Annotated in this window: 26 protein-coding genes and 1 pseudogene; 10 read left to right on the top strand and 17 right to left on the bottom strand. The window is 63.6% G+C overall.

The window, feature by feature from the left end:
• Nucleotide 1 precedes the first annotated feature (1 nt).
• The 17 genes from LB538_RS11295 to LB538_RS11215 all read right to left on the bottom strand — a co-directional run bounded on the left by LB538_RS11295 (nucleotide 2) and on the right by LB538_RS11215 (nucleotide 18,863).
• The gene (locus tag LB538_RS11295) at nucleotides 2-1,204 is read right to left on the bottom strand and encodes a pyridoxal phosphate-dependent aminotransferase (protein WP_224523063.1); all 1,203 of its coding nucleotides are present in this window, start codon (nucleotides 1,202-1,204) and stop codon (nucleotides 2-4) included.
• Nucleotides 1,204-2,820, bottom strand: a complete 1,617-nt coding sequence (locus LB538_RS11290) for a hydantoinase B/oxoprolinase family protein (protein WP_224523061.1) — start codon at nucleotides 2,818-2,820, stop codon at nucleotides 1,204-1,206. The genes LB538_RS11295 and LB538_RS11290 overlap by 1 nt, the downstream gene beginning before the upstream one ends.
• A complete protein-coding gene (locus LB538_RS11285; protein ID WP_224523059.1) occupies nucleotides 2,817-4,913 on the bottom strand; it encodes a hydantoinase/oxoprolinase family protein in 2,097 nt (698 codons plus the stop codon). The genes LB538_RS11290 and LB538_RS11285 overlap by 4 nt, the downstream gene beginning before the upstream one ends.
• The gene (locus LB538_RS11280; protein ID WP_224523057.1) at nucleotides 4,910-6,580 is read right to left on the bottom strand and encodes a thiamine pyrophosphate-binding protein; all 1,671 of its coding nucleotides are present in this window, start codon (nucleotides 6,578-6,580) and stop codon (nucleotides 4,910-4,912) included. Before LB538_RS11280 ends, LB538_RS11285 begins: the two co-directional genes overlap by 4 nt.
• Before the next feature lie 121 nt (nucleotides 6,581-6,701).
• On the bottom strand, nucleotides 6,702-8,105 hold the full coding sequence (locus LB538_RS11275) for an FAD-binding oxidoreductase (protein ID WP_224523055.1): 1,404 nt from the start codon (nucleotides 8,103-8,105) through the stop codon (nucleotides 6,702-6,704).
• Between the two features lie 50 nt (nucleotides 8,106-8,155).
• Nucleotides 8,156-8,911 (bottom strand): amino acid ABC transporter ATP-binding protein, encoded by a 756-nt coding sequence (locus LB538_RS11270; protein ID WP_224523053.1) that lies wholly within the window; start codon nucleotides 8,909-8,911, stop codon nucleotides 8,156-8,158.
• Nucleotides 8,912-8,920: 9 nt separating this feature from the next.
• The gene (locus tag LB538_RS11265) at nucleotides 8,921-9,994 is read right to left on the bottom strand and encodes an amino acid ABC transporter permease (RefSeq protein WP_224523051.1); all 1,074 of its coding nucleotides are present in this window, start codon (nucleotides 9,992-9,994) and stop codon (nucleotides 8,921-8,923) included.
• An 11-nt stretch (nucleotides 9,995-10,005) separates the two neighbouring features.
• Entirely contained in the window at nucleotides 10,006-11,169 is a 1,164-nt protein-coding gene (locus LB538_RS11260) for an amino acid ABC transporter permease (RefSeq protein ID WP_224523049.1), read from the bottom strand.
• An 84-nt stretch (nucleotides 11,170-11,253) separates the two neighbouring features.
• On the bottom strand, nucleotides 11,254-12,288 hold the full coding sequence (locus tag LB538_RS11255; protein ID WP_224523047.1) for an amino acid ABC transporter substrate-binding protein: 1,035 nt from the start codon (nucleotides 12,286-12,288) through the stop codon (nucleotides 11,254-11,256).
• Nucleotides 12,289-12,376: 88 nt separating this feature from the next.
• Complete coding sequence (locus LB538_RS11250; protein ID WP_224523045.1) at nucleotides 12,377-13,324, bottom strand: LysR substrate-binding domain-containing protein; 948 nt, start codon at nucleotides 13,322-13,324, stop codon at nucleotides 12,377-12,379.
• Between the two features lie 81 nt (nucleotides 13,325-13,405).
• Complete coding sequence (locus LB538_RS11245) at nucleotides 13,406-14,155, bottom strand: SDR family NAD(P)-dependent oxidoreductase (protein WP_224523026.1); 750 nt, start codon at nucleotides 14,153-14,155, stop codon at nucleotides 13,406-13,408.
• A 10-nt stretch (nucleotides 14,156-14,165) separates the two neighbouring features.
• On the bottom strand, nucleotides 14,166-14,876 hold the full coding sequence (locus LB538_RS11240; RefSeq protein ID WP_140630300.1) for an SDR family oxidoreductase: 711 nt from the start codon (nucleotides 14,874-14,876) through the stop codon (nucleotides 14,166-14,168).
• 278 nt (nucleotides 14,877-15,154) lie between these two features.
• Nucleotides 15,155-15,943, bottom strand: coding sequence for a FadR/GntR family transcriptional regulator (locus LB538_RS11235; RefSeq protein WP_224523025.1), 789 nt, complete (start codon nucleotides 15,941-15,943; stop codon nucleotides 15,155-15,157).
• A 56-nt stretch (nucleotides 15,944-15,999) separates the two neighbouring features.
• Entirely contained in the window at nucleotides 16,000-16,347 is a 348-nt protein-coding gene (locus tag LB538_RS11230; RefSeq protein WP_140543967.1) for a RidA family protein, read from the bottom strand.
• Nucleotides 16,348-16,357: 10 nt separating this feature from the next.
• Entirely contained in the window at nucleotides 16,358-17,164 is an 807-nt protein-coding gene (locus LB538_RS11225; RefSeq protein ID WP_224523024.1) for an SDR family NAD(P)-dependent oxidoreductase, read from the bottom strand.
• A complete protein-coding gene (locus LB538_RS11220) occupies nucleotides 17,157-17,969 on the bottom strand; it encodes a shikimate dehydrogenase family protein (protein ID WP_224523023.1) in 813 nt (270 codons plus the stop codon). Before LB538_RS11220 ends, LB538_RS11225 begins: the two co-directional genes overlap by 8 nt.
• A gap of 3 nt (nucleotides 17,970-17,972) precedes the next feature.
• Nucleotides 17,973-18,863 carry a 2-hydroxy-3-oxopropionate reductase gene (locus LB538_RS11215; RefSeq protein ID WP_224523022.1) on the bottom strand — a complete coding sequence of 297 codons (891 nt, stop codon included), beginning with the start codon at nucleotides 18,861-18,863 and terminating at the stop codon, nucleotides 17,973-17,975.
• 109 nt (nucleotides 18,864-18,972) lie between these two features.
• Between LB538_RS11215 and LB538_RS11210 the strand changes: the two genes are divergently transcribed.
• The 10 genes and pseudogenes from LB538_RS11210 (at nucleotide 18,973) to LB538_RS11165 (ending at nucleotide 26,431) form a co-directional block, all read left to right on the top strand.
• On the top strand, nucleotides 18,973-19,737 hold the full coding sequence (locus LB538_RS11210) for an HpcH/HpaI aldolase family protein (RefSeq protein WP_224523021.1): 765 nt from the start codon (nucleotides 18,973-18,975) through the stop codon (nucleotides 19,735-19,737).
• Between the two features lie 8 nt (nucleotides 19,738-19,745).
• The gene (locus tag LB538_RS11205) at nucleotides 19,746-20,963 is read left to right on the top strand and encodes an NAD(P)/FAD-dependent oxidoreductase (protein WP_224523020.1); all 1,218 of its coding nucleotides are present in this window, start codon (nucleotides 19,746-19,748) and stop codon (nucleotides 20,961-20,963) included.
• 65 nt (nucleotides 20,964-21,028) lie between these two features.
• Nucleotides 21,029-21,307: pseudogene (locus LB538_RS11200) on the top strand (electron transfer flavoprotein subunit beta/FixA family protein); the annotation flags it as partial.
• Between the two features lie 420 nt (nucleotides 21,308-21,727).
• A complete protein-coding gene (locus LB538_RS11195; protein WP_224523019.1) occupies nucleotides 21,728-22,159 on the top strand; it encodes a hypothetical protein in 432 nt (143 codons plus the stop codon).
• Complete coding sequence (locus LB538_RS11190; protein ID WP_224523018.1) at nucleotides 22,156-23,376, top strand: NRAMP family divalent metal transporter; 1,221 nt, start codon at nucleotides 22,156-22,158, stop codon at nucleotides 23,374-23,376. Before LB538_RS11195 ends, LB538_RS11190 begins: the two co-directional genes overlap by 4 nt.
• On the top strand, nucleotides 23,376-23,735 hold the full coding sequence (locus LB538_RS11185; RefSeq protein ID WP_224523017.1) for a hypothetical protein: 360 nt from the start codon (nucleotides 23,376-23,378) through the stop codon (nucleotides 23,733-23,735). The genes LB538_RS11190 and LB538_RS11185 overlap by 1 nt, the downstream gene beginning before the upstream one ends.
• Nucleotides 23,736-23,737: 2 nt before the next feature.
• On the top strand, nucleotides 23,738-24,100 hold the full coding sequence (locus tag LB538_RS11180; RefSeq protein WP_224523016.1) for a hypothetical protein: 363 nt from the start codon (nucleotides 23,738-23,740) through the stop codon (nucleotides 24,098-24,100).
• Between the two features lie 192 nt (nucleotides 24,101-24,292).
• Nucleotides 24,293-24,538: a hypothetical protein gene (locus LB538_RS11175; protein WP_224523015.1), complete on the top strand. Its 246-nt coding sequence runs from the start codon at nucleotides 24,293-24,295 to the stop codon at nucleotides 24,536-24,538.
• Between the two features lie 280 nt (nucleotides 24,539-24,818).
• Entirely contained in the window at nucleotides 24,819-25,271 is a 453-nt protein-coding gene (locus tag LB538_RS11170; RefSeq protein ID WP_224523014.1) for a c-type cytochrome, read from the top strand.
• Nucleotides 25,268-26,431, top strand: a complete 1,164-nt coding sequence (locus tag LB538_RS11165) for a c-type cytochrome (protein ID WP_224523013.1) — start codon at nucleotides 25,268-25,270, stop codon at nucleotides 26,429-26,431. The genes LB538_RS11170 and LB538_RS11165 overlap by 4 nt, the downstream gene beginning before the upstream one ends.
• The last annotated feature ends 213 nt before the right edge of the window (nucleotides 26,432-26,644 follow it).

The following is a 26,644-nucleotide window of genomic DNA, read 5'->3' as shown; positions in this document are numbered from 1 at the left end:
TTTACTCCACTTGCGCTACGGCGGTATTGATCCGCGAGATCGCGTCGGCCAGCACCTCTTCGTTGGTCGCGGTCGAGATGCGGAAATAGGGTGACAGTCCGTAGGCGACGCCGGGCACCGACGCCACCCGGCCTTCACTCAGCAGGTAATTCGCAACCGCGGTATCGTCTTCCAGCACGACGCCCTTCGGGGTCTTGCGGCCGATCAGGCTGGCGCAGCCGATATAGGCATAGAAGGCACCTTCCGGCGGCGACAGCGTCAGCCCGTTGATCTTCCCGATGCCGTCCACGACCAGATCGCGGCGCCTCTCGAAAGCCTGGCGGAAGCGCGCGACTTCGTCCTGCGGACCGTTGAGCGCGGCTACGGTCGCGGCCTGCGCGATCGAGCACACCGAGGTGCAGGACTGGCTCTGGATCGTCGACATCGCCTTGACGAGCGGCGCGGGTCCCGCCGCGTAACCGACGCGCCACCCGGTCATCGCGTAGGATTTCGAGACGCCGTTGACGATCAGCGTGCGGTCCTTGAGCTCGGGGCAGGCCTTGCCGAAGGAAACGAACTCGCGCCCGTCGAACAGGATGTGCTCGTAGATCTCGTCGGAGAGGACGAGCACTTGCGGGTGCATGGCTAGAATGGCGCCGAGTGCGCGCAAATCCGACTCCGAATAGACCGCGCCGGATGGATTACCCGGCATGTTGAGGAAGAGCCATTTCGTCCTCGGCGTGATTGCCTTTTCCAAGAGCGCTGGCGTCAGCCGGAAACCGGTGGTCTCCGGGCATTCGACGACGACCGGCGTGCCGCCGAGCAGCTTCACCATTTCGGGATAGGAGACGAAGTAGGGCGCCGGCAGGATTGCTTCGCCGCCCGTCTCCAGCGTTGCCATCAGCGCGTTGAAGATGATCTGCTTGGCGCCGTTGGCCACCACGATGTCATCGGCCGTGTAGTCCAGGCCGTTCTCGCGTCGGAATTTGCCGGCCACAGCCTGGCGTACCTCGGCCGTGCCGGCAGCGGCGGTGTAGAGGGTTTGTCCCGCTTTCGCCGCGAAATGCGCGGCATCGATGATGTGGAGGGGCGTCGGAAAATCGGGCTCGCCCAGGCCGAGATCGATCACGTCCACGCCCCTGGCGCGTAGCGCCTTGGCGGCCTGCGAAGCGGCCATCGAGGCCGAAGGCTTCACCACCGAAAGGCGCGAGGCAATATAGCTCATCAGTCGTTCTCCGTGATGTAACCCTTGGACCGATCATTGGCTCGTGCGGCCGCACGGCGTTTGGCCGGATCGCCATAGCCGCCGCCGCCTGGCAGTTCGAGGATCAGCCGGCGTCCCGCCGGCACATGCTGCCAGCCCTTGGGCCGCATCTTCGTGCCGTCGTCGAGCTTGACCACGCCGGCAGTGCCCGGCTTGCCGCCGTTACGGCCGTGGGCCGGATGATTGACGCGGTCGAACATGGCCGAGAAGTCGAATTCGTGGCCGTCGGTCGCTGCGATCTCGATGATCTGGCCGAGGCCGCCGCGGAATTCGCCGTCGCCGCCGGAGTTCGGCCGCAGCTCCTTGCGCCAGATGACGATCGGGCCGGTATGCTCGGTGGCCTCGATCGGCATGGTGTGGACGCCGGACGGAAAGGCCGTCGCCGATAAGCCGTCGAGTTCGGGGCGGGCGCCCATGCCGCCGGAGTTGAACATCAGCACTTCCGCCCGGCGACCGGACGCGCTTGCGACAGGACGCGCAGAAATGTGGATGTTCCAGAGAGCACCGGCGCCTTCAGCGAGGATCTTGCCAGGCAGCGCCTTGGCGAAGGCGCCCAGCACCAGATCGGGGACCATGTGGCCGAAAATATGCCTGAGGGCCACCGGCGCCGGTCGCACGGCGTTCAGGATGTTGATCGGTGAGGATACGGTGAAGAAGGCGAGCGAGGCGGCATTGTTGGGAATGTCGGGCGCCACCATGCATTTCAGCGCATAGCAGGCATAGGCCTTGCTGTAGATAATCGGGCAGTTGATGCCCCAGCGGCTCATCGGATCTGTGCCGGTGAAATCGACTTCGACATGGTCGTCGCGGACCGAGACGGTGGCCGCGAGCTTGACCGGCTCGTCATAACCGTCGGTCACCAGCTCGTTCGACCAGCTTCCCTTGGGTAGCGCCTCGATGCGCTCGAGCATCGCGTCGCGGGTGCGCGAGAAGATGAAGTCGCCGAGCCCGTCGAGGGAGGTGAGGCCGATCTCCTTCATCATATCGACGAGGCGGCGATGGCCGACCTCGTTGCAGGCTGCAAGCGAATAGAAATCGCCGACCACCTGGTTGGGCTCGCGGACATTGGCGCGCAGGATGCGGACCAAGTCAAGGTTGACCTTGCCCTTCTCGGCAAACTTCATGATCGGGATCTGGATGCCTTCCTCATAGACCGATTTGCCGTCGGCGCCGAAGCCGCGGCCGCCGACATCGACGACATGTGCGGTACAGGCGAAGAAGGCGACGAGCTTGCCATTGAGGAAGGACGGCGAGACCATGGTGATGTCGTGCAGGTGGCCGGTGCCGAGCCAGGGATCGTTGGTGACGTAAGTGTCGCCCTCGAACATTTGATCGCGCGGGATCTCGTTCATGAAATGCAGCACGGCTTCGGCCATGGTGTTGACGTGGCCGGGCGTGCCGGTCACCGCCTGCGCCAGCATCTGGCCGCGCGGATCGAACACGCCGGCCGATAGGTCGCCGGATTCGCGCACCGAGGTCGAGAAGGCGGTGCGCAAAAGCGTGAGCGCCTGCTCCTCGACCACCGAGATCAACCGGTTCCACATGACCTGCATGCGGATTTCGCCAATATCGCTCATGCCTGGCTGCCTTTGCGGGTCAGGAGGATCGCGCCGTCGCTCTGGATGACGGCGTCGAAGCTGGTGGTGACAACGGTCGATGTCTCGCGCTCGACGATGACGGCCGGGCCAGCGATGCGATCGCCGGGGCACAGCGCCTCGCGTTCGACGATGCCGTAGCTCTGCGGCGCCCCCGTTGCCGGATCGAAGACCGCGCGGGTCGTCGTCGGTTGGCTGGTCTTCTTGCCTGCGGCGAGCTCGTGCCTGGTGCCGGCCGGACGAATATCGGTCGCCTTCACCGACCAGGTGACGATCTCAATCTCCAGCCCGTCAAGCCCGTCGATGGCGCGGCCGAAGAAGCGCTGATAGCTGGTCTCGAACAGCGCCTTGAGCTTGGCGGCCGCATCGTCGCCGAACGGCTCGTCCGATACCGGCACGGGGATTTCCCAGCCCTGGCCGGCATAGCGCATGAAGGCGGTGATCTCGCAGACGATCTGGCCACTGGCGCCGGTGCGGACAAAGCCTTCGGCGGAGGCTTTGAGATCGGAGAGCAGGGCGTTGACTTCGGCCGGCTTGAAGCGCGAAAGGCGCGTCAGTTTCGAGGCCAGCGCCTCGTAGCCGAACGGCGCCTTGAGGAAGCCGATCGCCGATCCAACGCCGGCGCCGCGCGGCACGATGCACTGATCGATGCCGAGCTTTTCGCAAAGCCTTGCCGCATGCAGAGGCGCTGCGCCGCCAAAGGCGATCATCAGATTGTCGGAAATGTTCTTGCCGTTCTCAACGGCGTGTACGCGGGCGGCGTTGGCCATGTTCTCGTCCACCACCTCGCAGATGCCGAAGGCGGTCGACATGGCATTCAACGACAGGCGCTCGCCGACATCGCGCAGGATCGCTTGTTCCGATGCGCCCGTATCGAGCTTGATCGCGCCGCCAGCGAAATTGTGCGGATCAAGCTTGCCGAGCACCAAGTCGGCGTCGGTGATCGCCGGGCGTTTGCCGCCGCGGCCGTAGCAGGCCGGGCCGGGTTCCGAGCCCGCGCTTTCCGGCCCGGTCTGGATACGGCCCATAGCGTCCACCCACGCGATCGAGCCGCCGCCGGCGCCGATCTCGATCATCTCGATCACGGGGATCGAGATCGGCATGCCGGAGCCCTTGGAGAAGCGATAGGTGCGCGCCACTTCGAAGGTTCTCGCCGTGCGCGGCGCAAAATCCTCGATCAGGCAGATCTTGGCGGTGGTTCCGCCCATGTCATAGGAGACGACCTTCTCCAGGCCGAAGCGCCGAGCGATGTCGGCGGCAAAAATGGCGCCGCCCGCGGGACCGGACTCGACCAGCCGGACAGGGAATTCAGAAGCAGTTTCCACCGAGATCAGGCCGCCGCCGGAATGGATCATGAAGACCGGGCACTCGGCGCCCATGTCCTTGAGGCGCGTCTGCAGGCGGGCGAGATAGTCGGCCATCTGCGGCCGCACATAGGCGTTGGCGCAGACCGTGTTGAAGCGCTCGAACTCGCGCATCTGCGGCGAGACCTCGGCGCTGATCGAGATCGGGATGGTGAGCTTGCGAGCGAGGATCTGGCGCGCCCGGCGCTCGTGCTCGGGGTTGGCGTAAGCGTGGATGAAGCCGATCGCCACCGAGCCGAAATTGCCGGCCAAGATCCGCTCGGCGATTGCTTCCAGCGCCGCTTCGTCGAGCGGCTGCAGTTCCTGGCCCTCGGCGCCGATGCGGCCCTTGATGGTGAAACGATCTTCACGCGGGATCAGCGGCGTCGGCAGCTGCAGGTTCAGATCGTACTGCTCGAACCGGTTCTCCGTCCGCATCTCGATCACATCGCGAAAGCCTTCCGTCGTGACGAGCGCGGTCCTGGCGCCGCGCCGCTCGATCAGCGCATTGGTGGCGAGCGTGGTGCCGTGGATGATGATGCCGATCTCGGCTGCCGAAATTCCAGCATCGCGGACGACGACGTCGATGCCGTCGAGGATCGCCTGCTCGGGCGCCGAATAATTGGTCAGCACCTTGGTCGAAAACATCGTTCCCCTGACATCGAGGGCGATGTCGGTGAAGGTGCCACCGATGTCCGCGCCGAGGCGGATGTCGTCTGATCTGGAGGTCATGCCGTGGCCTTCTGCGAAGCGAGTGCTGCGTCGCGCATCTGGGAAAGGGTTTGCCGGGGCGTGAGCGCTTCGGGCGAGATGGCGATGTCGAGAACGGCGCCGGTCGCAGACTGCTGGGCCCGCCGGAACGCCGCCGCGAAATGCCCGGTGCTTTCGACGCGCTCGGCGTGAAAACCATAGGCCCTTGCCAGCGCCACGAAGTCCGGGTTTTCCAGCGAGGTGCCGGAGACGCGGGCCGGATAGTTGCGTTCCTGATGCGCGCGGATCGTGCCGTATATGCCGTTGTTGATGATGAGCACGATTGGCTGCGCGCCTGCCTGCATAGCCGTGCCGAGCTCCTGGCAGTTCATCTGGAAGTCGCCGTCGCCGGCAAAGCATACGACGGTGCGCTGCGGAAACGCGACTTTCGCGGCGATGGCTGCAGGCAGGCCATAGCCCATGGCACCGGATTGCGGGGCAAGCAGCCGCGCGTCCGGCCCGAACTTGAAGAACTTGTTCGGCCAGACCGTGAAATTGCCGGCGCCGTTGGTGAGGATGACGTCGGCCGGCAAGGTCTCGCGCAACCAGGCGGTGACCGCGACCATGTCGACCGGGCCGGGCTGGACGGGTGCCGCGAATGTGGCTTCATAGGCCTTGCGCGCCGCCGCGCGCCAGTCGGCCCAGCCACCTTTCACCGGCGTCAGCGCCTTGGCGAAAGCGTTCGGGCCGGCATGGACGCCGATCGCGGGCACGTAGATCTTGCCGATTTCGCGGTCGGAGCCGTGCACGTGGATCAGCTTCTGGCGCGGCACGGGCACGGAGAGAAGCGTGTAGCCGTCGGTGGTCATTTCGCCGAAGCGGACATTGACAGCCAAGATCACGTCAGCATCGCGGATCAGCGTCTTGACATGCGCCACCATGCCGACGCCGGCTTCGCCAACGAAGACTGGCGAATGGTTGTCGAACTGGTCCTGGTAGCGGAAGGCGGCAATGACGGGGATGTCGGAAGCCTCGGCGAAGGCCTGGAGCGCGGCGCGTCCATTTGCCGTCCAGTTGGCCCCGCCTATCAGCAGCACCGGCCTCTCGGCCGCAACCAGCATCTCAAGCGCCGACGAAAGGGCATCCTGCGACGGAGCGGCTTCGAAAATCGAAGCAGGGCCGCTGAGCGGCGCGGCCTCGGTCGCGGTCGTCAGCATGTCTTCGGGCAGCGCGACGACGACGGGGCCGGGCCGGCCGGTCAAGGCGGTGGTCCAAGCGCGCGCCAAGATTTCAGGCAGGCGCTCAACGTCGTCGATCTCGACCGCCCATTTGGCGACGGTGCCGTAGACGGCGCGGTAGTCGATCTCCTGGAAGGCCTCGCGGCCCTTCATATCGGTGCCGACCTGGCCGACGAAGAGGATCATCGGCGAACTATCCTGCATCGCGGTGTGGATGCCGATGCTGGCATTGGTCACGCCTGGGCCGCGGGTCACTAAGCAGATGCCGGGCGATCCCGTCAGCTTGCCGTAGGCCGAGGCCATGAACGCCGCGCCGCCTTCATTGCGGCAAAGCACATAGTCCAGCCTGCCCTTGGTATCGTGCAGCGCGTCGAGAACGGCGAGATAGCTTTCGCCGGGCACGCCAAAGCTCTTGGTCGCGCCCAAGGCGATCAGGCATTCGACAAGAAGGCGACCGCCATTGCGGACCATGCTTCGACATCCTCTTAAGCCGGTGGCAAGCGGACCGAGCCTGCCTTTCGGATTTATACCTGCACTGCGGCCGGTCGACGCGAAATCAAGAAATGCGATCCATACGAAAGTTTTTCTTTCGCTATGAAATCCGTACCAAAACACTGGGGTTCATGATGCCCGACGGATCGAATGCATCCTTCAGCCGTGCCATGAGCTCCCGCTCCACCGGACTTCTATTCCGGTCGGCCATGGCGATCTTGGCGCGGCCGAGCCCATGCTCGGCGGCGAAGCTCCCGCCCATGTCGGTGGCTGAAGCGGCCAGCGCCTCAGCGAATACCGCGGCCTTCCCATCGAAATCGGCGCGGCCCGCCGGCGGCGACAGATTGTAGTGGATGTTGCCGTCGCCGAGATGGCCGAACGGGTTGATCCGCACGCCCGGAAGAATCTCGTGGCATAGTTTCGCGCCCGCCTCGATGAAGCGCGCGATCGCGCCCGGCGGCACGGAGATGTCGTGCTTGAGCTGCTCGCCCTCCAGCCGCTGGCCTTCCGGCTGCTCCTCGCGCAGGCGCCAGAACTGCGCCCGCTGCGCGCCCGAATTGGCCAGCGCGCCATCGACGACCAGGCCTTGCTCCATGCCCCATTCCAGCGCCGAACCCAGGATGTCGTCGAGGGGAACGCGCGTCGAGCCCGACGCCATCTCGACGAGCAGATAGACGTCGCCCCGCGTCTCCAGCTGATAGGCGAGGTCTGGAAGATGCTTGAGCGCGAGCGTCAGGCCGACATCCGAAAAGAACTCAAGGCCGGCCAGGAACTCTCCGGCCTCGCCACGCAGAAACGCACCGAACGACACGGCGGCGGCGAAGTCGGACATCACCAGCAGCGCGCTCGCCCGCTGCTTTGGCGAGGGATAGAGCCTGAGGATTGCTCGCGTCACGATGCCGAGCGTGCCTTCCGAACCGCAGAACAGCTTGCGCAGCTGATAGCCTGCATTGTCCTTCTGTACCGCGCGCATTCCGTCCCACACCGTGCCGTCCGCCATGACGACCTCGAGGCCGAGGACCAGATCCTGCATCATGCCGAAGCGGAAGGCTTGGCTGCCGCCGGCGTTGGTGCCGATCAGACCGCCGATCCTGGCGCTGCCTTCGGCCCCAAGATGCACTGGGAACATCAGGCCATGCGGCTCCAGCGCCTCGTGCAGCGCGGCGAGCACGACGCCTGCCTCAACCGCGATCGAGCCGCTCTCCGGATCCGGCTCGCCGATTGCCGTCATGCGCGACAGCGAGACGATAACCGCGTCGGGCTGCTCGGCGACGGCCCCACCGCACAGGCCGGTATTGCCGCCTTGCGGCACGACTGCCAATCCTGCCTGCCGGCAAGCCTTGACGACCGCGGCCACCTCCGCGGTGTTGGCGGGGCGGGCGACGCCCACGGGCCGGACGCCGTAGCGGTTGAGCCAATCGCGCTGGTAAGGTTGGGCATCATCGCCCGAAAGCCAGCCTTTCGGTCCGAGTATCCCGCGCAGGGCGACTATGGGATCGGTCATTGAAATTCCTGCTGATGTGCGCGCGAACGTTGCATCTCCCGGGATGCTGTTCAATGACCCAGCACCTGCGACAGAAACTGACGAGTTCGCTCATTTCGGGAGGACGTGAAGAACGCCTCCGGCGGCGCCTCTTCCACGATCTCGCCGCCGTCCATGAAGATGACCCGGTCGGCGACGCGACGGGCGAAGCCCATTTCGTGGGTCACGCAGATCATCGTCATGCCTTCGGAAGCGAGCGTCACCATGACATCCAGCACCTCGGCGATCATCTCCGGGTCGAGCGCCGAGGTCGGCTCGTCGAACAGCATGATCTGCGGCTGCATGCAGAGCGCGCGGGCGATCGCGACGCGCTGCTGCTGGCCGCCGGAAAGCTGGCTCGGAAACTTCATCGCCTGCTCAGGGATTCGCACCTTCTCCAGAAAGCGCCTGGCCGTCGTCTCGGCTTCCGCGCGCGGCCGCTTGCGGACGATCATTGGCGCGATCATGCAGTTCTCCAGCACCGTCATGTGCGGGAACAGATTGAAGTGCTGGAACACCATGCCGACTTCGCGCCTGATCCCGTCGATATTGCCGACGTCGTCGTTGAGCTCGGTGCCGAGTACGGCGATGCGGCCGCCGTCATGCTGTTCGAGCCGGTTGATGCAGCGGATCAGGGTGGATTTGCCGGAGCCTGACGGACCGCAGATGACGATCCTTTCGCCGCGCCCGACGGAGAGGTTTATCTTTCGCAGCGCGTGGAACGACCCGTAATGTTTGTCGAGGCCTTCGATATGCACGGCCGGGCCGGACGGGAGCGTGGAATCCATGCGCGCCTCCTACCGCTCGCCGACCGCCATGCGGCGCTCGAGGTAAGCGCCGTAGCGGGACAGGCTGAAGACGAAGACGAAATAGATGAAGGCAATGAAGGCATAGACCTCGACATATGCGAAGCGCCATTCGCCGGTGCCATAGGCGGCGTTGCCGGAGGCCAGGATCTCGAAGAAGCCGACGATGACCACCAGCGAGGTCTCCTTGAACGAGATGACGAACTGGTTGATCGTGGCCGGCAGCGCGTTGCGCATCGCCTGCGGCAGAAGGATGCGGCCGATACGCTGCCAGTAGCTCATGCCGAGCGCCATGGCGGCTTCTTCCTGCCCGGCCGGGACGCCCTGCATGCCGCCTCTGACGATCTCGGCCTGATAGGCGGAGAAGAACAAGGCGGAACCCAGGATCACCCGGTAGAGCTTGTCGCCCGCCAGCCACTGCGGCAAGGCGAAAGGCAGGACGATGGCGAAGGTGAACAGGATCGAGATCAGCGGCAACGACCGGACCCCATCGATGATGAGACCGGTGGTCCTGGATATCCATGGCAGCTCGGAGCGGCGCAGCAGCGCCAGGCAGACCGCCAGTGGAAAGCCGATCAGGCAGGTGGTCACGAAGATGAAGAGGGTGAGCGCCAGCCCGCCCCAGGCTTCCTCGCCGACATAGGAAAGGCCGAGCACGCCGCCCTTCATCAGCACGTAGTACGACGCTGCTCCTGCTCCCCACACCAGCGCGATCCGGCGTCCGGTCCAGAAGGCCGGAATACAGCTCAGCACCGTCATCACCACCACGGTCAGGCAGGCGAGCGCGGAGCGCCATTGCTCCTCGAAGGGATAGAGGCCGAACAGGATGATCCGCCACCGGGCAGCGATGACCGACCAGCAGGCTCCTGCCGCCGCCTGGCACGCCTCTGGCCCGCCACTCGTGGTGAAGACGGCAGAAAAGACTGCCCAGTTGAGCAGTTTCCAGACGATAGAGACCATGATCGCCAGGGAGATCAGCGACAGCAGCGCCTGGAGCGGCGTCGCGAAGAAGCGGCGCTTCAGGTCTTCGAGCCTGCCCGGGGCAGGGGGGGCGACAATGACCATCTCCATCTCTGTCATCCCCTCAGTTGATTGCCCTTGAGGGCAATGGCCTTGTTGATGCGGTTGAAGACGGCGGCGAGGCTGAGATTGATGGCGAGGAAGCCTCCCATCAGGATGCCGATCACTTCCAGGGTCTGGCCGGAATGATTGATGGTCAACGCCACGATCATGAAGAAGTCGGTGAAGCCGACGGCAATGCCCATGGTCGTGGCCTTCATCAGCCAGACATACTGGTTGGCAAGGATCGGCAGCATGGCCCGCAACGCCAGCGGCAGACGCACCAGCGTGAAGACGCGCCATGGGCTCAAACCGAGCGAGCGTGCAGCTTCCATCTGGCCCATGCCGACAGATTTGAAGCCGCCGCGCACGATTTCTGCGATGTAGGAGCCGCCATAGATGGCGATCGCGATAGCCAAGGCGGAGAATTCCGGCGGAACGCGCAGGCCGCCCCTCAGGTTGAGGCCTTCCAGGGCCGGGAAATCGAGCAGCGGTGCGTCAGGCAGACGTCCTACCACCAAAACGATGGCCGCGCAGGCCAGCGCCGCAGCAGCACCGGCAAGCTGAATGGTGGCACGCTGGCCGAACGGCTGGCTGAGCCGTGACGTCCTGCCCAGCCAGACCGGCAGCGCGATGGCGGCGATCACGGCCGATGTGGCCAGCGCCATTGCCATCCCGCCGACATTCGGCGCCGGCACGTAGAGGCCGCGGCTGGTCAGCAGAAAGCCCCAGGCTTCGTGCGCAGCGCGCGGCGTCGGCAGGTGCGTGATCAAAGCGTACCAGAAGAAGACCTGGAGGATCAGCGGGATGTTGCGGAAGATGTCGACATAGGTGCGGCCGAGCAATCGCGCCAGTTCGTTGGATGAGGTCCGCGCCAGGCCGACGATCGTCCCGACGAGCGTTGCCAGGATCAGCCCGGTGCAGCCCAGGAACAGCGTGTTGATGATGCCGATGAGGAAGAACCACCAATAGGGATCGTTGGCCGTGGCCGGCAGCAACGAGAAGTTCACGTCCCAGCCCGTCGACTTGTAGAGGAAATCGAATCCCGAGGTGATCCCTTGCTCCGCGAGATTCCGCCGCGCGATGATGATGCCTGCGAGCACCAGGGCCGCAAGCGAACCGACATAGACGACCTGCAACAGCGCGCTGCGGACCTTCTGATTTCTCAGCAGGCTGACCATTGACCAATCCTTCTCGAATTGCCGCCGGCTCCGCCCGGCCGAAGCCAGGCGGGAGCCTTGAGCGGTAACACCGTCAGACGTGGATCAGTCGATCACCAGCGGGAACAGGACGCCGCCATTGTTCCACAAATTGGTCAGCTCGCGATCCATCTTGTAGGGCGAGTCCTTGCCTAGGTCGCGATCGAAGATCTCGCCGTAATTGCCGACCTTCTTGATCACGTTGTAGGCCCAATCGTCGGAGAGTCCGAGGCCCTTGCCCATGCCGGGCGTCACGCCAAGGAACTTCGCCACCTGCGGCGAGGTCGGCTTGGCCTTGATCTCGTCGACGTTCTTGGAGGTGATGCCTTCCTGCTCGGCGAAGATCAGTGTGCTCAGCGTCCAGTTGGCGATGTCGACCCAATTGTCGTCGCCCTGGCGCATGATCATGACTTCCGGCTCTACCGCGAGCACGTCGGGCAGGATGACATGGTCTTCGACCTTGCTCTTGGCGATGCGGGCGATGGCCAATGTCGGACCCCACTGCGCATAAAGATCGCAACGGCCGGAGAAGTAGGCCTGCTCCAACTCTTCCGTCTTTTCGATCAGCACCGGCTCGAGCTTGATGCCGAGCTTCTGGGCGTAGGCGGCGACCTGCTGTTCCTGCGAGGTGCCGGCGGGAATGCAGATCGTGCCGCCATTGGCATCCTTGAGCGACTTCAGGTTGAGCTCCTTATGCGCCATCACCTTGGTGGTGCCGAGGTAGTAGGACATCGAGAATTGCAGACCGAGCTCGGTGTCACGGCTGAGCGTGCCGCCCGAGGCCTTGATGATGATGTCGACATCGCCCGACTGAAGCGAGGGCCAGCGCTGCGCCCAGCTGATCGGCACGATCTTCAGTTTCGCCGGGTCGCCGAACACAGCGGTCGCCACCGCCTTGCAGAGGTCGATGTCCATGCCCTTCCAGTTGCCCTTGTCGTCCACCTCTGCGAAGCCGAGATAGGAGCCGTCATGGCCGGTGCAGTTGAGCACGCCGCGGGCCTTCACGGTCTCCAGCGTCTTGCCGCCGGCGGCTTCAGCCGGCGCCGCCAGATGCGCGAGGCCCAGGGCCATGGCGGCGGCCCCCCATTTGATCATTTTCATAGTTGTTGTCTCCACTGTTGAGGTTGTTCCGTTTCTTGTTGTTGGAGCCCTGCAAGATGTCTTCGGGACTCGGTCTCGAAGCCGCCTCTCAGTCGGAAAGCGGGGTCGGTTTCGGCAAGGAGAGTTTCAGGTCGCTCCGCCAATCCTCCTGGGCCAGCCACCGATGGAGCGCCGCCACTGCCTTCACGCGCAGATGCCCGCGCGGGACGACGAGATAGAAACCAGGCACTTCCTCCGGCTTCATATCGGCAATAGCGTCGCGGCCGATCGGCGCCACCAGCGCGCCGGAGCGGAAATCTTCCTCGGCATCGATCACGGAAACCAGGCCGACGCCGATGCCTTGCAGGGTCGCCCGGCGCATGGTCGCGGCATCGTCGAAGCTGATGCTGCGGTCTCCATCCGTCAGCTCGACGCCAAGGTGCCGCAGAATATCCGGCCACAGGCGCTTCGACTTGACGGTGTCGAGCAGCGTGAACTTCGTGAGATCGTGCGCCGACTTGATCTTTTCGCCGATCGCCGGCGTGCAGCAAATGATCTTCGGATCCGGCACCAAGAGCGTGGTTTCATAGTCCGGCCAGTTGCCGTAGCCCCACTGCACGGTCATATCGATGTCGTCGCGCCCGAAGTCAGGCAGGTCGACCATCGTCGTCAGGCGCAGATCGGCGCCCGGCAGCATCTCGCGGAAGAGCGAGAGCCTGGGCAGCAAATAGTGCGTGGCGAAGTAGGGGCTGGCATTGAGGTTGATGCGGTCGCGGTAGTTCGACTTGGTGACGCGGCGGACACCTTCGGAAAACTCCTCGAAGCCGGCCTTGACGTAGTGCGAGAGCAAAATGGCGGATTCGGTCAGCTCGATCGAACGACCCTTGCGCTCGAACAGCGTCACCTGGAGCGTGTCCTCCAGCAGCTTGATCTGCTGCCCGACCGCTTGCGGCGTGACCAGCAATTCGTCGGCTGCCTGCCTAAAACTCTTGTGCTGCGCGACGGCGTGGAAAACGCGCAGCGCATTGAGCGATGGGAGGCGAAGCTTGCCGGTCATGGGAATTCCGCCTCCTTTCGTTCGAGACTCCGTCGATCATGCACTGCTGAATGTCAGCCGGGCCGGGCTGATGAAATTGGTTCAGGCGTAGATGTAACCACCTGAGACAATGACGTTTTCACCGGTCATGTAGGTATTCTTGGGTCCGCCCGTCATGAGTACCCACTCGGCGATTTCCGCCGGCTCGGCGCCGCGGCCGAGAGGGCTTGCCTTAGCCAGCTCCTCGAGGAAACCGAGCGCCTTTGCCTTCTCCGTGGCCATGCCGGCGGGTGCGACGGAATTCACCAGGATGCCGTCCTTGGCGACGTGATGGGCAAAGGAGCGCGTCAGGCTGACGACGGCTGCCTTCGTCGCTGCATAATGGGCGTTCTGCGGATGCGCCTTGAAGGCATCGACCGAGGTGAGGTTCACAATCCGCCCGCGGACATGGTTCTTCGGCTCTTGCGCCTGCATGTGGCGAACCGCGGCCACCATCATGTGATAGGTGCCCTTGATGTTGATGCCGTTGGAGGCGTCCCAATCGGCGTCGGTGATTTCGAGCAGCGGACGGCGCGGATAGATGGCGGCGCAATTGATCAGCGTGTCGATGCGCCCGAGCTTCGAAACGATGGCGTCGAAAGCGGCATGGCACTGTGGGCCGACCTGGATGTCGCAAGTCGCCGCTGCGGTCGGCAGGCTCTTGGCCTTTGCCGGATCGAGCGCGCTCTGCGCTGCTTCCTGGTTGATGTCGATGATACCGATCTTTGTCGCTCCGGCCTCCACGGCCATGCGGGCGAGAAGAGCGCCGAGGCCTGCGCCGCCGCCAACGATCAGAACGGAAAGGTCTTTCATCCTGTTTCCCTTACTTGGTGCCGCTCGGCGAGGTTGGCCAGGTCGGCATGATGTCAAAACGGGTAACGTCGGCCCATGCGGGGAGCGCGAGAACCGCGGTCACCATCTTGGCCACGTCATCCGGCTGCACCACTTTGCTGGCGTACATGGCCTCGCGCGCCTTGGCGTCGAGGATGTCTTCATAGAGCTGCGTCTCGACACGGCCGGCGACGATCTCGGTGACGCGTATGCCGGACGCAGAGAGGTCAGCGCGCAGCGCGCCGGCAAAGCCGGAGATCGCCGCCTTGGTGGCCGCGTAGACGGCGATGTTGGAGAATGCCGTGTGGCCGGCGACGGAACCGGTGAACAAGATATGGCCCGACTGCCGCTCGCGCATCTGCGGCACGACGAGGCGGGTGAGCAGGATCGCAGCACTGAGGTTCACCTCGAGCGTGGTGTCGATGTCGGCGATGTTCATATCGGCGAAATTGCCGAGCGGCGGCATGATGCCGGCATTGTTGATCAAGACGTCGACGGTGAGATCGGCCAGCACCGATTCCAGCGCCTCGCGGTCGGTAACGTCGACGGCGATCGGCACGATGCCCGGACGCTCGGCCTGTAGCTCCTTGAGCGCGGCCTGGCTGCGGCCGACGGCATAGACGTCGTAGCCGGCGTCGCTCAGCGCAATTGCCATCGCCCGCCCTATGCCGCTCGTCGCTCCTGTTATGAAGGCTGTCGTCACCTGGGCTTCCCCGATTGCTTGGATTTCAGTTTGCGGCCTGGGCCGATGCCGCGAAACCAAGAAAAGCAGCAAAAAGGAAAGATAAACTTTCGAACGCCTTTCGGCGGCTGGAATATTCCGGCGTGCCTATGCGGCGACAAACGCTGCTATCCCAAGGAAAACAATGTCCTCAACCCGCGAAGGCGGATTTCCGATCGCCAGCTGAAAAAAACATGGCTTTCGTAAACAACCGGCCGCCCGCGCGGCGACAGAGGCAAACGACGTCGAAGTCGGTGAACCTACCCGGCGGTCGGCAAAGGCTTTTTCAGCTTGGTGAAAAGCGAGGCCGCCGCGGCCTTCTGCTCGGCCTCGGTTGCCTCGACGCCCGAGGCTTTGGCAAGTGCGCGCACACGTCCCAAACTGTTCTGCAGATGCTTGCGCATCGCCTGTCGGGCTTTGCTTCCGTCCTGCCTTTCGATGGCATCGACGATGGCTTTGTGCTCGCTGTGGATGCGCGCGTAGTAGCTGTCCTTGAGGGCAGGCTCGACGACATAACCGAGCTGGAATCTCGGCACGATCATCGGCCCGAGATAGGCAAGGAAGCCGTAGATGAATTCGTTGCGCGCCGCCTTGGCGATCGCGAGGTGGAAGTCGTAATCGTAATGGATCTGGACCGCGGCGGGGTCGGCCTGCTGCGCGTCGATGTCATCCATTATGGCGCGGATGCCGCTTGCTTCCTTGTCGGTGCGGCGTTCCGCGCAGAGCCCGGCGGATTCCACCTCGACGCTCAGTCTGAGTTCAAGCAAGGAGATGGTTTCCGGCAGGGTCCTGAGTGCCTCGTCCGGGATCGAGAAACTGCGCGGGGTCGGCGTCTCGCTGACGAACATGCCGCGCCCCTGCTGCGGCACAACCATACCCTCGGAGCGCAGCCGCGCCACTGCTTCGCGCACGACGGTGCGGCTGACGTCGTATTCGGCGCAAAGCTCCGCCTCGGTCGGCAGTTGCGCGCCGGGCTGCAACTGACCGGAGCGGATCTTTTCGGCCAGGCTCTCCGCCACCAGGGTGGAAAGCGGCTTGCGTTTCGTCATTGAGGTCCTTCCGTTCAAGTTCAGATTCGGGATGATGCCCGAACCGGCAGGACCATTCAAACCGCGGCTGTCACGATCAGCTCGACCAGCATGCCGGGCTTGGCCATGCGGCCCTCGCCGGAGGAGCGGGCCGGCGCGTGCTCCTTCGGCATCCAGGCATCCCAGACCGTGTTGACCTCGTCGAAATCGCGCACGTCGTCCAGCCACATTTGCACGTGAAGGATGCGGGTCTTGTCGGTGCCGGCCGTGGCGAGCAAGGCATCGATCTTGCCGAGCACCTCGCGCATCTGGTCGGACGCGGATTGACCCGGTTTGGCGACTTGGCCGGTCAGGTAAAGCGTGCCGTTGTGGATGACGCCGTGATGAACGCGGGTGTCGAAGTCGAAGCGCTGGATGTCGGTCACGGGTTCTCTCTCAGGTAGCCGGCGTCAGCCGGATGGGATTGCCTTGCAGATACTGCGCGTAGGGCGCCTGGACGAGCCAGCCGGCATCGACGGGCAGGGTCACGCCGGTTATCGAGGCGGCGCGGTCGGAGCACAGGAACAGCGCGGCCTCGGCAACGTCGCGCGGCTCGACGAAGCGGCGCAGCGCCGTGGTCGCCTGGATGGCTTCGGGGTTGCGCTCGCCCTTGGCGATCTTTGCTTTCAGCCCGTCCGACAGCGTGTAACCCGGAGCCACGGCATTGACGCGTACCCCATGCGGGCCGAGCTCGGCGGCCAACATCTGGGTGAGGGCCAGCACCGCATGTTTTCCCGGCGTATAGGCCGGCAGCGACAGCGGCGCGAAAGAGGCAAGCGAGCCGACATTGAGGATCGCCCCGCGCCCGGCCGCCGACATCAGCCGGCCGAACACCTGGCAGCCGAGCAGGGTGCCGCGATAGTTGATGCGCCACATCCGCTCGTCTTCGTCGAGATCCTGGTCGAGCACATGCTTGCCGCTCTGCAGGATGCCGGCGCAGTTGACCAGGATGTGCGGCGTGCCGAACGCGCTCACGACTTCCGTCGCCAGAGCCTCGACCGAGGAGGGGTCAGCGACGTCGGTCTGCACGAAGAGCGCACGCGGCGCGCCGGCGCTCTCGCTGGCGCCGGCCACTTCCTTGCCCCGGATGGCATCGCGGCCGGCCACCACCACCCGAAAGCCGTCCTCGGCGAAGCGCTCCGCGATGGCGCGGCCGATGCCGGACGTACCGCCGATTACGACGGCGGTCAGCGCGTCAGCCATGGTGGCGGTCCTTCCGCTCGATGTCGAAGAACGCGGCCATGGCCTCGACCTGGAAATCCATCATCGGGCGTCCGGGTTGGATGCGGCAGCCGATTGCCTTCGCCGCCTTGAGCAGGGCGGTCTCGGCCGGCTCCATGATGATGTCGACCACTGTCATGTTCGGGGTCAGCTTGCTAACATCCATCGGCAGCGGGTCGCCGGCTTTCAGGCCGGACGGCGTCGCGTTGATCGCCATGTCCATGCCGGACGGGTCGGGATCTGCGACCTCGATGCGGCAATCGGGGAAGGACTTGTTGACCAGCAAAGCGAGCTTTTGGGCGCGGACGTTGTCGACATCGGTGAGACGGATCTCGGCCGCGCCTTCTTCAGCAAGGCAATAGGTCAGCGACGACCCCGCGCCGCCGGCGCCGACCTGCAGGATGCGCTTGCCGGCGATCTGGTGTCCGCCTGCCTTCAAGCCATCGATGAAGCCGACGCCGTCGAAATTGTCGGCATACCAGCTGCCGTCCGCCTGCCGGCGCACCGAGTTGGCGCTCTGCACGCGCGCGGCGCGGTCGTGAGCGGCCGCGCATTTGTGGTAGACCGGGACCTTATAGGGCACGGAGATGATCACACCCCTGATGTTCTCGGCCGCCGTGATGCCGGCCCAGAAAGTGTCGAAATCTTCCGGACGGCAGCTCAGCGGCACCATCAGGCTGTCGAGCCCCTTCTGCTCGAAGATCTCGTTGAATATGCCGGGGCTCTTCGCATGGCCCACGGGATGGGCCAGCATGACGAAGATGTCGGCCTTGCCGGTTCCGCGCATCGGTTATTCCTTTCCGTTTGACAGTTCGTGATCACTCAGGATTTCGAGCGCCCGCACGAGTGAAGAATGGTCGGCGTCCGCGCCGGCGGTTCGCGCTGAGCAGGCGTTCATCAGCTGCTGCGCCGTTGCCGTGCCCGGCAATGCAACGCCAAGCGCGCGAGCACTTTCGAGCGCAAGACCGAGATCCTTCTGGTGCAGCCGAATGCGGAAACCCGGGGCGAAGGCGCGGGCGATCATGCGCTCGCCATGCACTTCAAGCACGCGCGATGAGGCGAAGCCGCCCATCAGGGCAGTACGCACCTTCGCCGGATCGCAGCCGGCCTTGCCGGCAAAGACCAGCGCTTCGGCAACCGCCTCGATGTTGAGCGCGACGATGATCTGGTTCGCGATCTTGCAGGTCTGGCCGGCGCCGTTCTTTTCGCCGATCAGCGTGATGTTGTTGCCGAGCTTCTCAAAGATCGGCAGCGCGCGCTCGAACTCAGCCGCCGGTCCGCCGACCATGATGGTAAGCGTGGCCGCCTTGGCGCCGACCTCGCCGCCGGAGACCGGCGCGTCGAGAAAACCCGCTCCGACTTCTCGTAGCTTCGTCGCGAATTCGGCTGTGGCGATCGGGCTGATCGAGCTCATGTCGATCACCAGCTTGCCGGCGGATATCCCTTCAAGCACGCCGTTTTGGCCAAACAGGACGCGCTCCACGTCAGGCGTGTCGGGCAGCATCGTGATGACGATCTCGGCGGTCCGCGCCACCTCAGCGGCGGAGGCGACGACCGATGCTCGCAGATCTGCAGGCAGAGGCGAGCGGTTGAGCACCGTGACGACCTCGTGCCCCGCGTCCGCGAGATGCCCTGCCATCGGCGCCCCCATGACGCCCAGTCCGATAAAGCCAATCTTCATTTGCAACTCCGTTGCGGCCAGAGCCATCTTGCAGGCCAAGCTTGCCATATGATATAGGACATCATATAAATTTCAATGCACCTTCTTCTCATTGGAGACCGATCGCAAAATGCAGGAGCGTGTCAATTCGCTAAAGGCTGCTGTGCAGGCGGGCAAACCCCACATCGGTATCTGGTGCTCGCTGGCTTCGGCGCTGACCACCGAGGTCGTCGCCGGCTCCGGGACGGGCTGGCTGCTGATCGACGGCGAACACAGCCCGAACGATCTGCGCAGCATCATGGCGCAGCTTCAGGTCGCGGCAGCGTTTCCTTGCGAGGCAGTGGTGCGCCTACCGGCGGATGATGCAATTCTCATGAAGCAGGCATTGGATGTCGGCGCCCGCAGTCTGATGATCCCCAATGTGCGCACGGCCGATCAGGCACGCGCCATCGTCGCAGCCATGACCTATGCGCCAGGCGGCTTCCGCGGCTTTTCCGTCGGTCATCGTGCCAATGCGTTTGGCCGCATCGCCAGCTACCACGCCAAGGCACGCGAGCAGCAGCTGCTGGCCGTCCAGATCGAGGACGAATCGGGCGTCGCCAATGCGGGCGAGATCGCCGCTGTCGCGGGCGTCGATGTGCTCTTCGTCGGCCCCGGCGATCTCTCCACCAATATGGGCGCGATGGGCAATCCAGGCGCTGCACATGTGCAGGAGGCGATCGCTTCGGTGCGCAAGGCCGCGGCCGCCGCTGGCAAGGCCAGCGGCATCCTGGCGCCGGTCAAGGCCGACGCCGACCGCTATGTCGCCGACGGCTTCACCATGATTGCGGTGGGCTCGGATCTCGGTTTGCTGGCGCGGGGCTCGGATGCCCTGATCGCTTCGTTCAGGCAGTAGGAAAAGCCATGGCAATTCCTCCTTACAAGGCGCCTTCCCGGAACGCCTACGACATCGTCATCGTCGGTGGCGCGGTGATCGGTTCGTCGACCGCTTACTGGCTGAGCCAGGCGCTGGGCAGCGGCGCGTCGATCCTCGTGGTCGAACGCGACTCAAGCTACGAGTTCTCCTCGACGGCGCTCTCCACCAGCGCAATCCGCCAGCAGTATTCCAACCCGATCAATGTGAAGATCAGCCAGTTCGGCATCGAGATCATCCGCACCTTCCAGGAGCGGATGGCCCCATTCTACCCAAATGAGCAGGCGCCGGATCTCGGCTTCAAGGAACACGGATATCTCTACTGCTGCTCGCCCGAAGGCGTGGACGCGGCGCGTGAGCGGGTTGAGCTGCAGCGCAGCCTCGGGGCTCACACAGTCTTCCTCGGACCGGGCGCGTTGAAAGAACGTTTTCCCTGGCTGAATGTCGACGACCTCGGCGGCGGTTCGTGGGGTTCGCGCGAAGAGGGCTGGTTCGATTCGATGGGCATGCTCAACGGCTTCCGCCGCGCGGCGCGCGCGAGCGGCGTCGAATATATCGACAATGCCGTGACGGCGCTGGACGTCCTTGATGGTCGGGTCGTCGCGGCGCGACTTGCGACCGGCGAGACGGTTGCCTGCGGAACGCTGGTCAATGCGGCCGGCCCACGCGCGCAGCAGGTCGCAGCCATGGCAGGCCTTTCCATCCCGGTCGCGCCCTACAAGCGGTACAGTTTCGTCTTCGCCAGCGCCAATCCGATTCCGGGCAGGATGCCCAATGTCATTGACCTTTCCGGCACCTTCGTGCGTCCGGAAGGCGAGCTCTTCCTCACCGGCAACACGCCGCAGGGCGACGGGCCGGCCGACTATGACGACTTCGAGATGCATTTTGAAGAGTTCGACGACTACATCTGGCCGGCGCTCTGGCACCGCATTCCAGCCTTCGACGCGTTGAAGGTGCAGACCAGTTGGACCGGCCATTACGAATACAACATGCTCGATCACAACGGTATCGTCGGCTTCCACCCGGAGGTGACCAACTTCATGTTCGCCAACGGTTTCTCCGGTCATGGCCTGCAGCAGTCGCCTGCGGTCGGCCGGGCGGTCTCGGAGCTGATTGTCCACGGGGCTTTTCAGACGCTCGACCTGTCGCCGTTCAGCTACGAACGCATACCGCGGAATGAACCGTTTCTCGAAGAAGCGGTGATTTGAGCCGTGTCAAACTGAGCCGACCGGCGCTCCCAATTTGATTTTAGAGAAAACGGAAATGAAGATCCTTGCCCGTGAAGCGGGTTGTGGACGCCAACGTCAAGGTCCGAGTGAAAGCCGACGGACTGGGCGTCGAGCTTGCCAATGTCAAGATGGCGGTGAACCCGTTCGACGAGATCGCGGTCGAAGAAGCCATCCGCATCAAGGAAGCCGGCAAGGCTGAAGAGATCATCGTCGTGTCGATCGGCCCGCAACAGCCGCAGGAGACGCTGCGCACCGCGCTCGCCATGGGCGCCGAACGCGCCATCCTGGTCAAGACCGACGAGCAGACCGAGCCGCTGGGCGTCTTAGCTCCCTTCGATTAGCTCCAAAGAGCGTCGAACAGCTCGAAAAATGGCTTCAATGACAGCGCGGGGCCGATCTGCGTCGACATGTTCCATCGGTGTGTCGCGTCAGGTCAGAGGGTACTCTGGGTCGACCTTCAGGCTTAGAAATCGTTCGATCGATCATGCATTCTTCTGTTGCGTCGCACTGTCAAAGTCGAGCCACCCCATCGTGTCCTCAAGCCGTCTCGCTGCATGAGAAAAGGTCTTCGCCAGCGCTCGAGCTGGCAGGTCGATGACTACAGCTTTCGAAGCGAAGTTGAGCAACTCATCAGTAGACGAGTTGCCGGAACTGCGCCAACGGACACTGCCGTCCAAGTGAGTGGAACCTTCCGATCGATGCTGCCTTATCTTCATGTTTGAAGAAGCAGCGAGAGGAAGCAATTGAGCAGCATTGCCTGGCGGAGTCTGCTTTTACTACCGGTGCTTGCACTGGCGCTTGCCTCCTGCTCCTCATCTGAAACCGTCGAACAGCAATCGAAGCTTGCCGCCTCGACGGGGGAGGCGGCGGTATTGGTGATCAATGCCTGGCTTTCCGGCGCCGCACCGCCGCACTATGCATCTGCGGCCCTGCAATCCTTTGCCGGCACGCTTGGTGACGCCGACCGGCAAGTTCAATCGGCCCCCTCATCCGATATCGCAAAGCGGGACGCGCTGAAGTCGGCGGTCGGCCGGCTGACGATCGCAGCAGCCGCGGCCGAGCGCGCCGTTAAGGCTGAACAGCAGATCCAGGCCAGACAGGCGCGGCAGGATCTTCGCGCCGCGCAAGCGGATCTCGCCGCGGCCTATCGCCAGTATTTTGCGCAGCAGCAATGAAGAAGCTGCTTGAAATTTCACTCGGTGTCGTGACCAGCGTCGGCGGCTTCCTGGAGGTCGGCTCGATGGCGACGGCGGCGCAGGCCGGTGCATTGTTCGGCTACCAGCTCATCTGGGCGGTGGTGCTCGGTACCATCTGCATCATCTTCCTGGTCGAGATGGCCGGCCGCTTCGCCGCGGTCAGCCATCACACCATTGCTGACGGCATCCGCGAGAGGTTCGGCTTCAATGCGTTCATCTGGCCGCTGCTTGCAGTCTTGCTGGTCAACTTCCTGGTGCTTTCCGCCGAGATAGGCGGTGTTGCCGTCGCTGCCGAGCTTGCCACGGGGATCAGCTTCCAGTGGTGGGCCTTGCCGGTCGCTTTCCTGGCGTGGCTGCTGCTGTGGAAGGGCACGTTCGGCCTCATAGAGAAAGGGGTGTCGATGCTTGGCCTCGTCACCCTCTGTTTCGTCGTCGCGGCCTTGATGCTGCGCCCTGAATGGAAAGAGGTGGCGGTCGGGGCCGTGCCCAGCCTGCCGCAGCACGACACGGCGACCTACTGGTTCATGGCCGTCAGCATTCTCGGCGCATCGATCTCGCCTTACCTTTTCATGTTCTATTCGTCGGGCGCGATCGAGGACCAATGGGACAAGAGTTACCTCGGCACCAATCGAGCGATTGCCGGCCTCGGCATGAGCTTCGGTGGCACGATCTCCGTGGGCGTGCTCATCGTGGCCGCGCTCGTGCTGGGCGCTCATGGCGTGAACCAGGTGGATGACTATAACCAGCTTCCGCTGATGCTGATCCCGATATTCGGGTTCTGGGGTTTTGTCCTCTTCGTTGCTTCGCTGGCCATCGCCTGCTTCGGCGCCGCCCTCGAAGTGGCTCTGCAGCAAGCCTATCTCGTCGCCCAGGGGTTCGGCTGGAACTGGGGTGAGGATCTCAAGCCGCGCGACGATCCTGGCTTCAGCCTCGTCTACACGCTGACGCTCTTCCTCGCCGCCGTTCCGATAGCGTTCGGCCTCGACCCGTTGAAGCTCACCATCTTCTCGATGGCGCTGACCGCGGCCAGCCTGCCGCTGACGGTCGTTCCGTTCCTTTTCCTGCTGAACGACGACCGCTATGTCGGCAAGCATCGCAACGGTGTCATTTCGAACGCGGCCGTGATCTTCGTCATCGCGCTCGGCTTCGTGCTGGCGGTGGTGACCATTCCGCTGCAGATATTCGGAGGCACATGATGCAGCTGCTGCGCGATATATTGGACAAGCAGGTCGTCGATCGCGAGCAGGTCAAGATCGGCAAGGTTGATGGCCTGGTCGCCGAGCTGAGGCAAGGCAAGCCGCCCAGGGTCATTGCGATCGAGCTTGGCTCGATCGCGCTGGCGCGTCGGCTTGGCGCGCAGCCAGGCCGATGGACCGCGCGGCTCGCGGCAAAGCTTGGCGGCAAGCGCCAGGCACGGCCGCACCGGATCGCGTGGCACAAGGTGCGCGACATCGGCGTCGACATCGAATTCGATATCGACGTTCGCAGGACGAAGATCTTTGCCTGGCAGCACTGGTTGCGCGATCACGTCGTCGGCCGGATCCCGGGAGCCTGACGATGACGAATGTAAACCTCGAGCATCTGGCCGGTCGGCGCGTGTGCTCAGAAAGCGGCAAGAGCATCGGCTACATCGAGGAGATCATCGCCGAGCAGGATGGTGACGATCTCGTCGTCACCGAATTCCATATCGGCATCTTCGCGGCGTTCGAACGTCTGTCCGCGTCGACCGTCGGCACCGCATTGCTCGATTTTTTCAAGCTGCGTCGCAGGTCGGGCCTCTATCGCATACCTTGGGACAAGCTCGACATTACCGATCCGGCGCACCCGCGGCTGCTCTGCTCCGATAACGAGCTTTCGGGATTAGAAGATATTGGCAATTCTCGCACAAGTCCCGCTCCCCTCCATCAGCGCGACAGTTGAGGCAGCGGTCTCCCGATGTCCTCCGAGACGCTTTGCACCGATCCGCGGGCGCGCCGTCTGTCCAGATGAGCCCGGACTTGCCGACGCCAAGGCCGCTACTCTTGCCATATTGCATTTATGCCCAAGGAAACTCCTCGTATGCGGAACGATCGAGTCCAACTGCCGTTACCGTCAAAAAGACAGGAGCGAGCAATGACTGGACGCACCACCCACGATCAGCAGATACGTGTCATCGAGAAGCGTGAGAATACGAAGAACGCGCCCAAGGAATTCGAGGCCAAAGCGGAGCTGAAGCGGTCGGCGGCGGAGCGCGAGGCACGGCGGAAGGGGTCGAGCCTCAGGGGCGATACGCCTGACCTGGTCGATCCAGACGATCGCAATATCCTTCGCGGCAAAAATCAAGAAAGTGCCCATAACAAGAATCGAGATTCCAAGTAGGACCGCCTTCCGCGGCAACCCCAGGGCCTCCCGGCCGCAATCGGTGCCTTCTCGATAATCTGTGGCAGCAGTCTTTTGCGCAACTTGCCCGGGTCCTTAGAAGGATTCTCGACGAATAACTATGATCGGCTTCGACGTGTTCGACGTGTTCGACTGGAAAAGGTCCCCAGGCTGAATCACCGCCTTCGCTAGCGGTTGGCCACCAAAAGACCGCAGCCCCGGCGCCCGCGGGAATGGAACCTCGCCCATCCTGCAAAGTTAAAGCGCGGGAGCGGTTGTCATGTCAGCAAACGCCGGCCTTCTGGTAGGCTTCGCATTTTGGTTTCTTGCCTATGCCAGCAACTGGGTCGCAGCCGAGGAACTCGGGCATCAACAAGCGAAGGTCGTCAAACCTCCGATCGAGCCCGCGACTTCGGCTGCGCCGCAATTCTCGAACCTAACCGCATCCCAAGACCCGCCGGGCAGCGGGCTGTCGCTGTTCCTGAGCAACGGTTGTGGTGCATGCCATACAATAAGAGGCACCGAGGCCCGCGGGACGATTGGCCCGGACCTTTCCCATGTCGGATCGCGATCAGCGATTGGCGCCGGGGTCCTGCCTAACACCGAGGAAGCCATTGCACGTTTTGTCGCTCGCCCTGATCTGTTTAAGCGAGGCGTGAAAATGCCGGCGTTCGACATGCTGCCGCAAACCGAAATCCAGACGATCGCGCGATATTTGAAAGCCTTGCAATGACGCCTGGTTCTCGTACCGAATTCGGGACAGCGTCGTCCAATGCTACTGCCGAAGAAGACGCCGTTCGCGTGGCGAACCAGCCGATGATGATCCGCGTGAAGCATGTCGTATTCGGCGCCATCGGTTTGCCTGTCGTCTTGTTGCTTGGGGCATGGATCGGCTTTTTCAACGTCGGCGCCAGCAGCGGCCATTGGAAGGTGACGGCCTGGTTCCTTCAACTCGCCATGCGCTCGGCCGTACGCACCTATGCATTGGCCGTGGACGCACCGAAAACGCTCGACCGGCGGGGGCTCCCGGCGGCAGCCGGACATTTCGCGCGAGGCTGCGCGATCTGCCACGGCGCACCTGGCGAGCTCCGCTCGCCGGCAGTGCTGCGGATGCTTCCGCAACCACCGGATCTTGCGCTCACGGTCGGAGATTGGACCGACGCCCAGCTTTTTCGGATCGTCAAGCATGGAATACGGTTCACCGGCATGCCCGCCTGGCCGGCCCGCGACCGCGATGACGAGGTCTGGGCAATGGTTGCTTTCCTGCGGGAACTTCCAAAGCTCAATCCGAATGAATTTCGAGCGCTTGCCTTCAATGGCAGCGATGCTACCAGCAGCGATCGGCAACCCGCCACCCCGGATGTTCTCTCCGACTGCATGCGCTGCCACGCAGGCGACGGCGAGGGCAGGGGTGACGCCGTGCCCGTGCTGGCCGGGCAGAAAGAAGCTTACCTGCTCGCCAGCCTTCAGGCCTATGCCAAAGGCGATCGCACGAGCGGCTTCATGGCTCTGCCGGTGACTGGTGTCGACCCCGCCGATCTGGCTGCGCTTGCCCGGTATTTCGCGGCGCAGCCGCCGGTATCAGCGGACCGCGATCAAGTTTCGGCGGAGGTGATCAACAAGGGACAGCAAATCGCTGAGGCCGGAATTCCGGAGCGGAACGTGCCTGCCTGTTCCGGCTGCCATCTCGGCTCCGACAAAAATCCGATCTATCCGCGCCTCGACGGTCAGCGTGCTGCTTACCTGGAGCGGCAGCTGAAGCTGTTCCGGTCCGAGGACCGAGGCGGCACGCCGTTCTGGCATATCATGGCTACCGCAGCCCAACGCCTCACGGACGACGATATACAAGCGGTATCGGCCTATTTTTCCAGACGTGCTGAAGGTCCTCGGTGAGCACAATGCGCCTGCTGTACAAGGCGCCTCGAAATCGGTTCAAGGAACTTTATCCCATCCTGCCAGTTCCAACTCCGCACAGACGGCCTGAGCAGACAGCCGGCTGAAGCATCCTTTGCGGGTGAACCAGGCTGAATGCACTTCCGGCGGCCTTACGAGACATGGAATTTCGGGACTGCAGCCTGTCCCGGCCTCCTGTCGCAGCTATGGCGC

Origin of the sequence: Mesorhizobium sp. Ca11, from assembly GCF_020165275.1 — a bacterium.
Classification (GTDB): domain Bacteria; phylum Pseudomonadota; class Alphaproteobacteria; order Rhizobiales; family Rhizobiaceae; genus Mesorhizobium.
The sequence above is the reverse complement of the archived record's forward strand: the minus strand, read 5'-3'. Positions and strand labels throughout refer to the sequence as shown.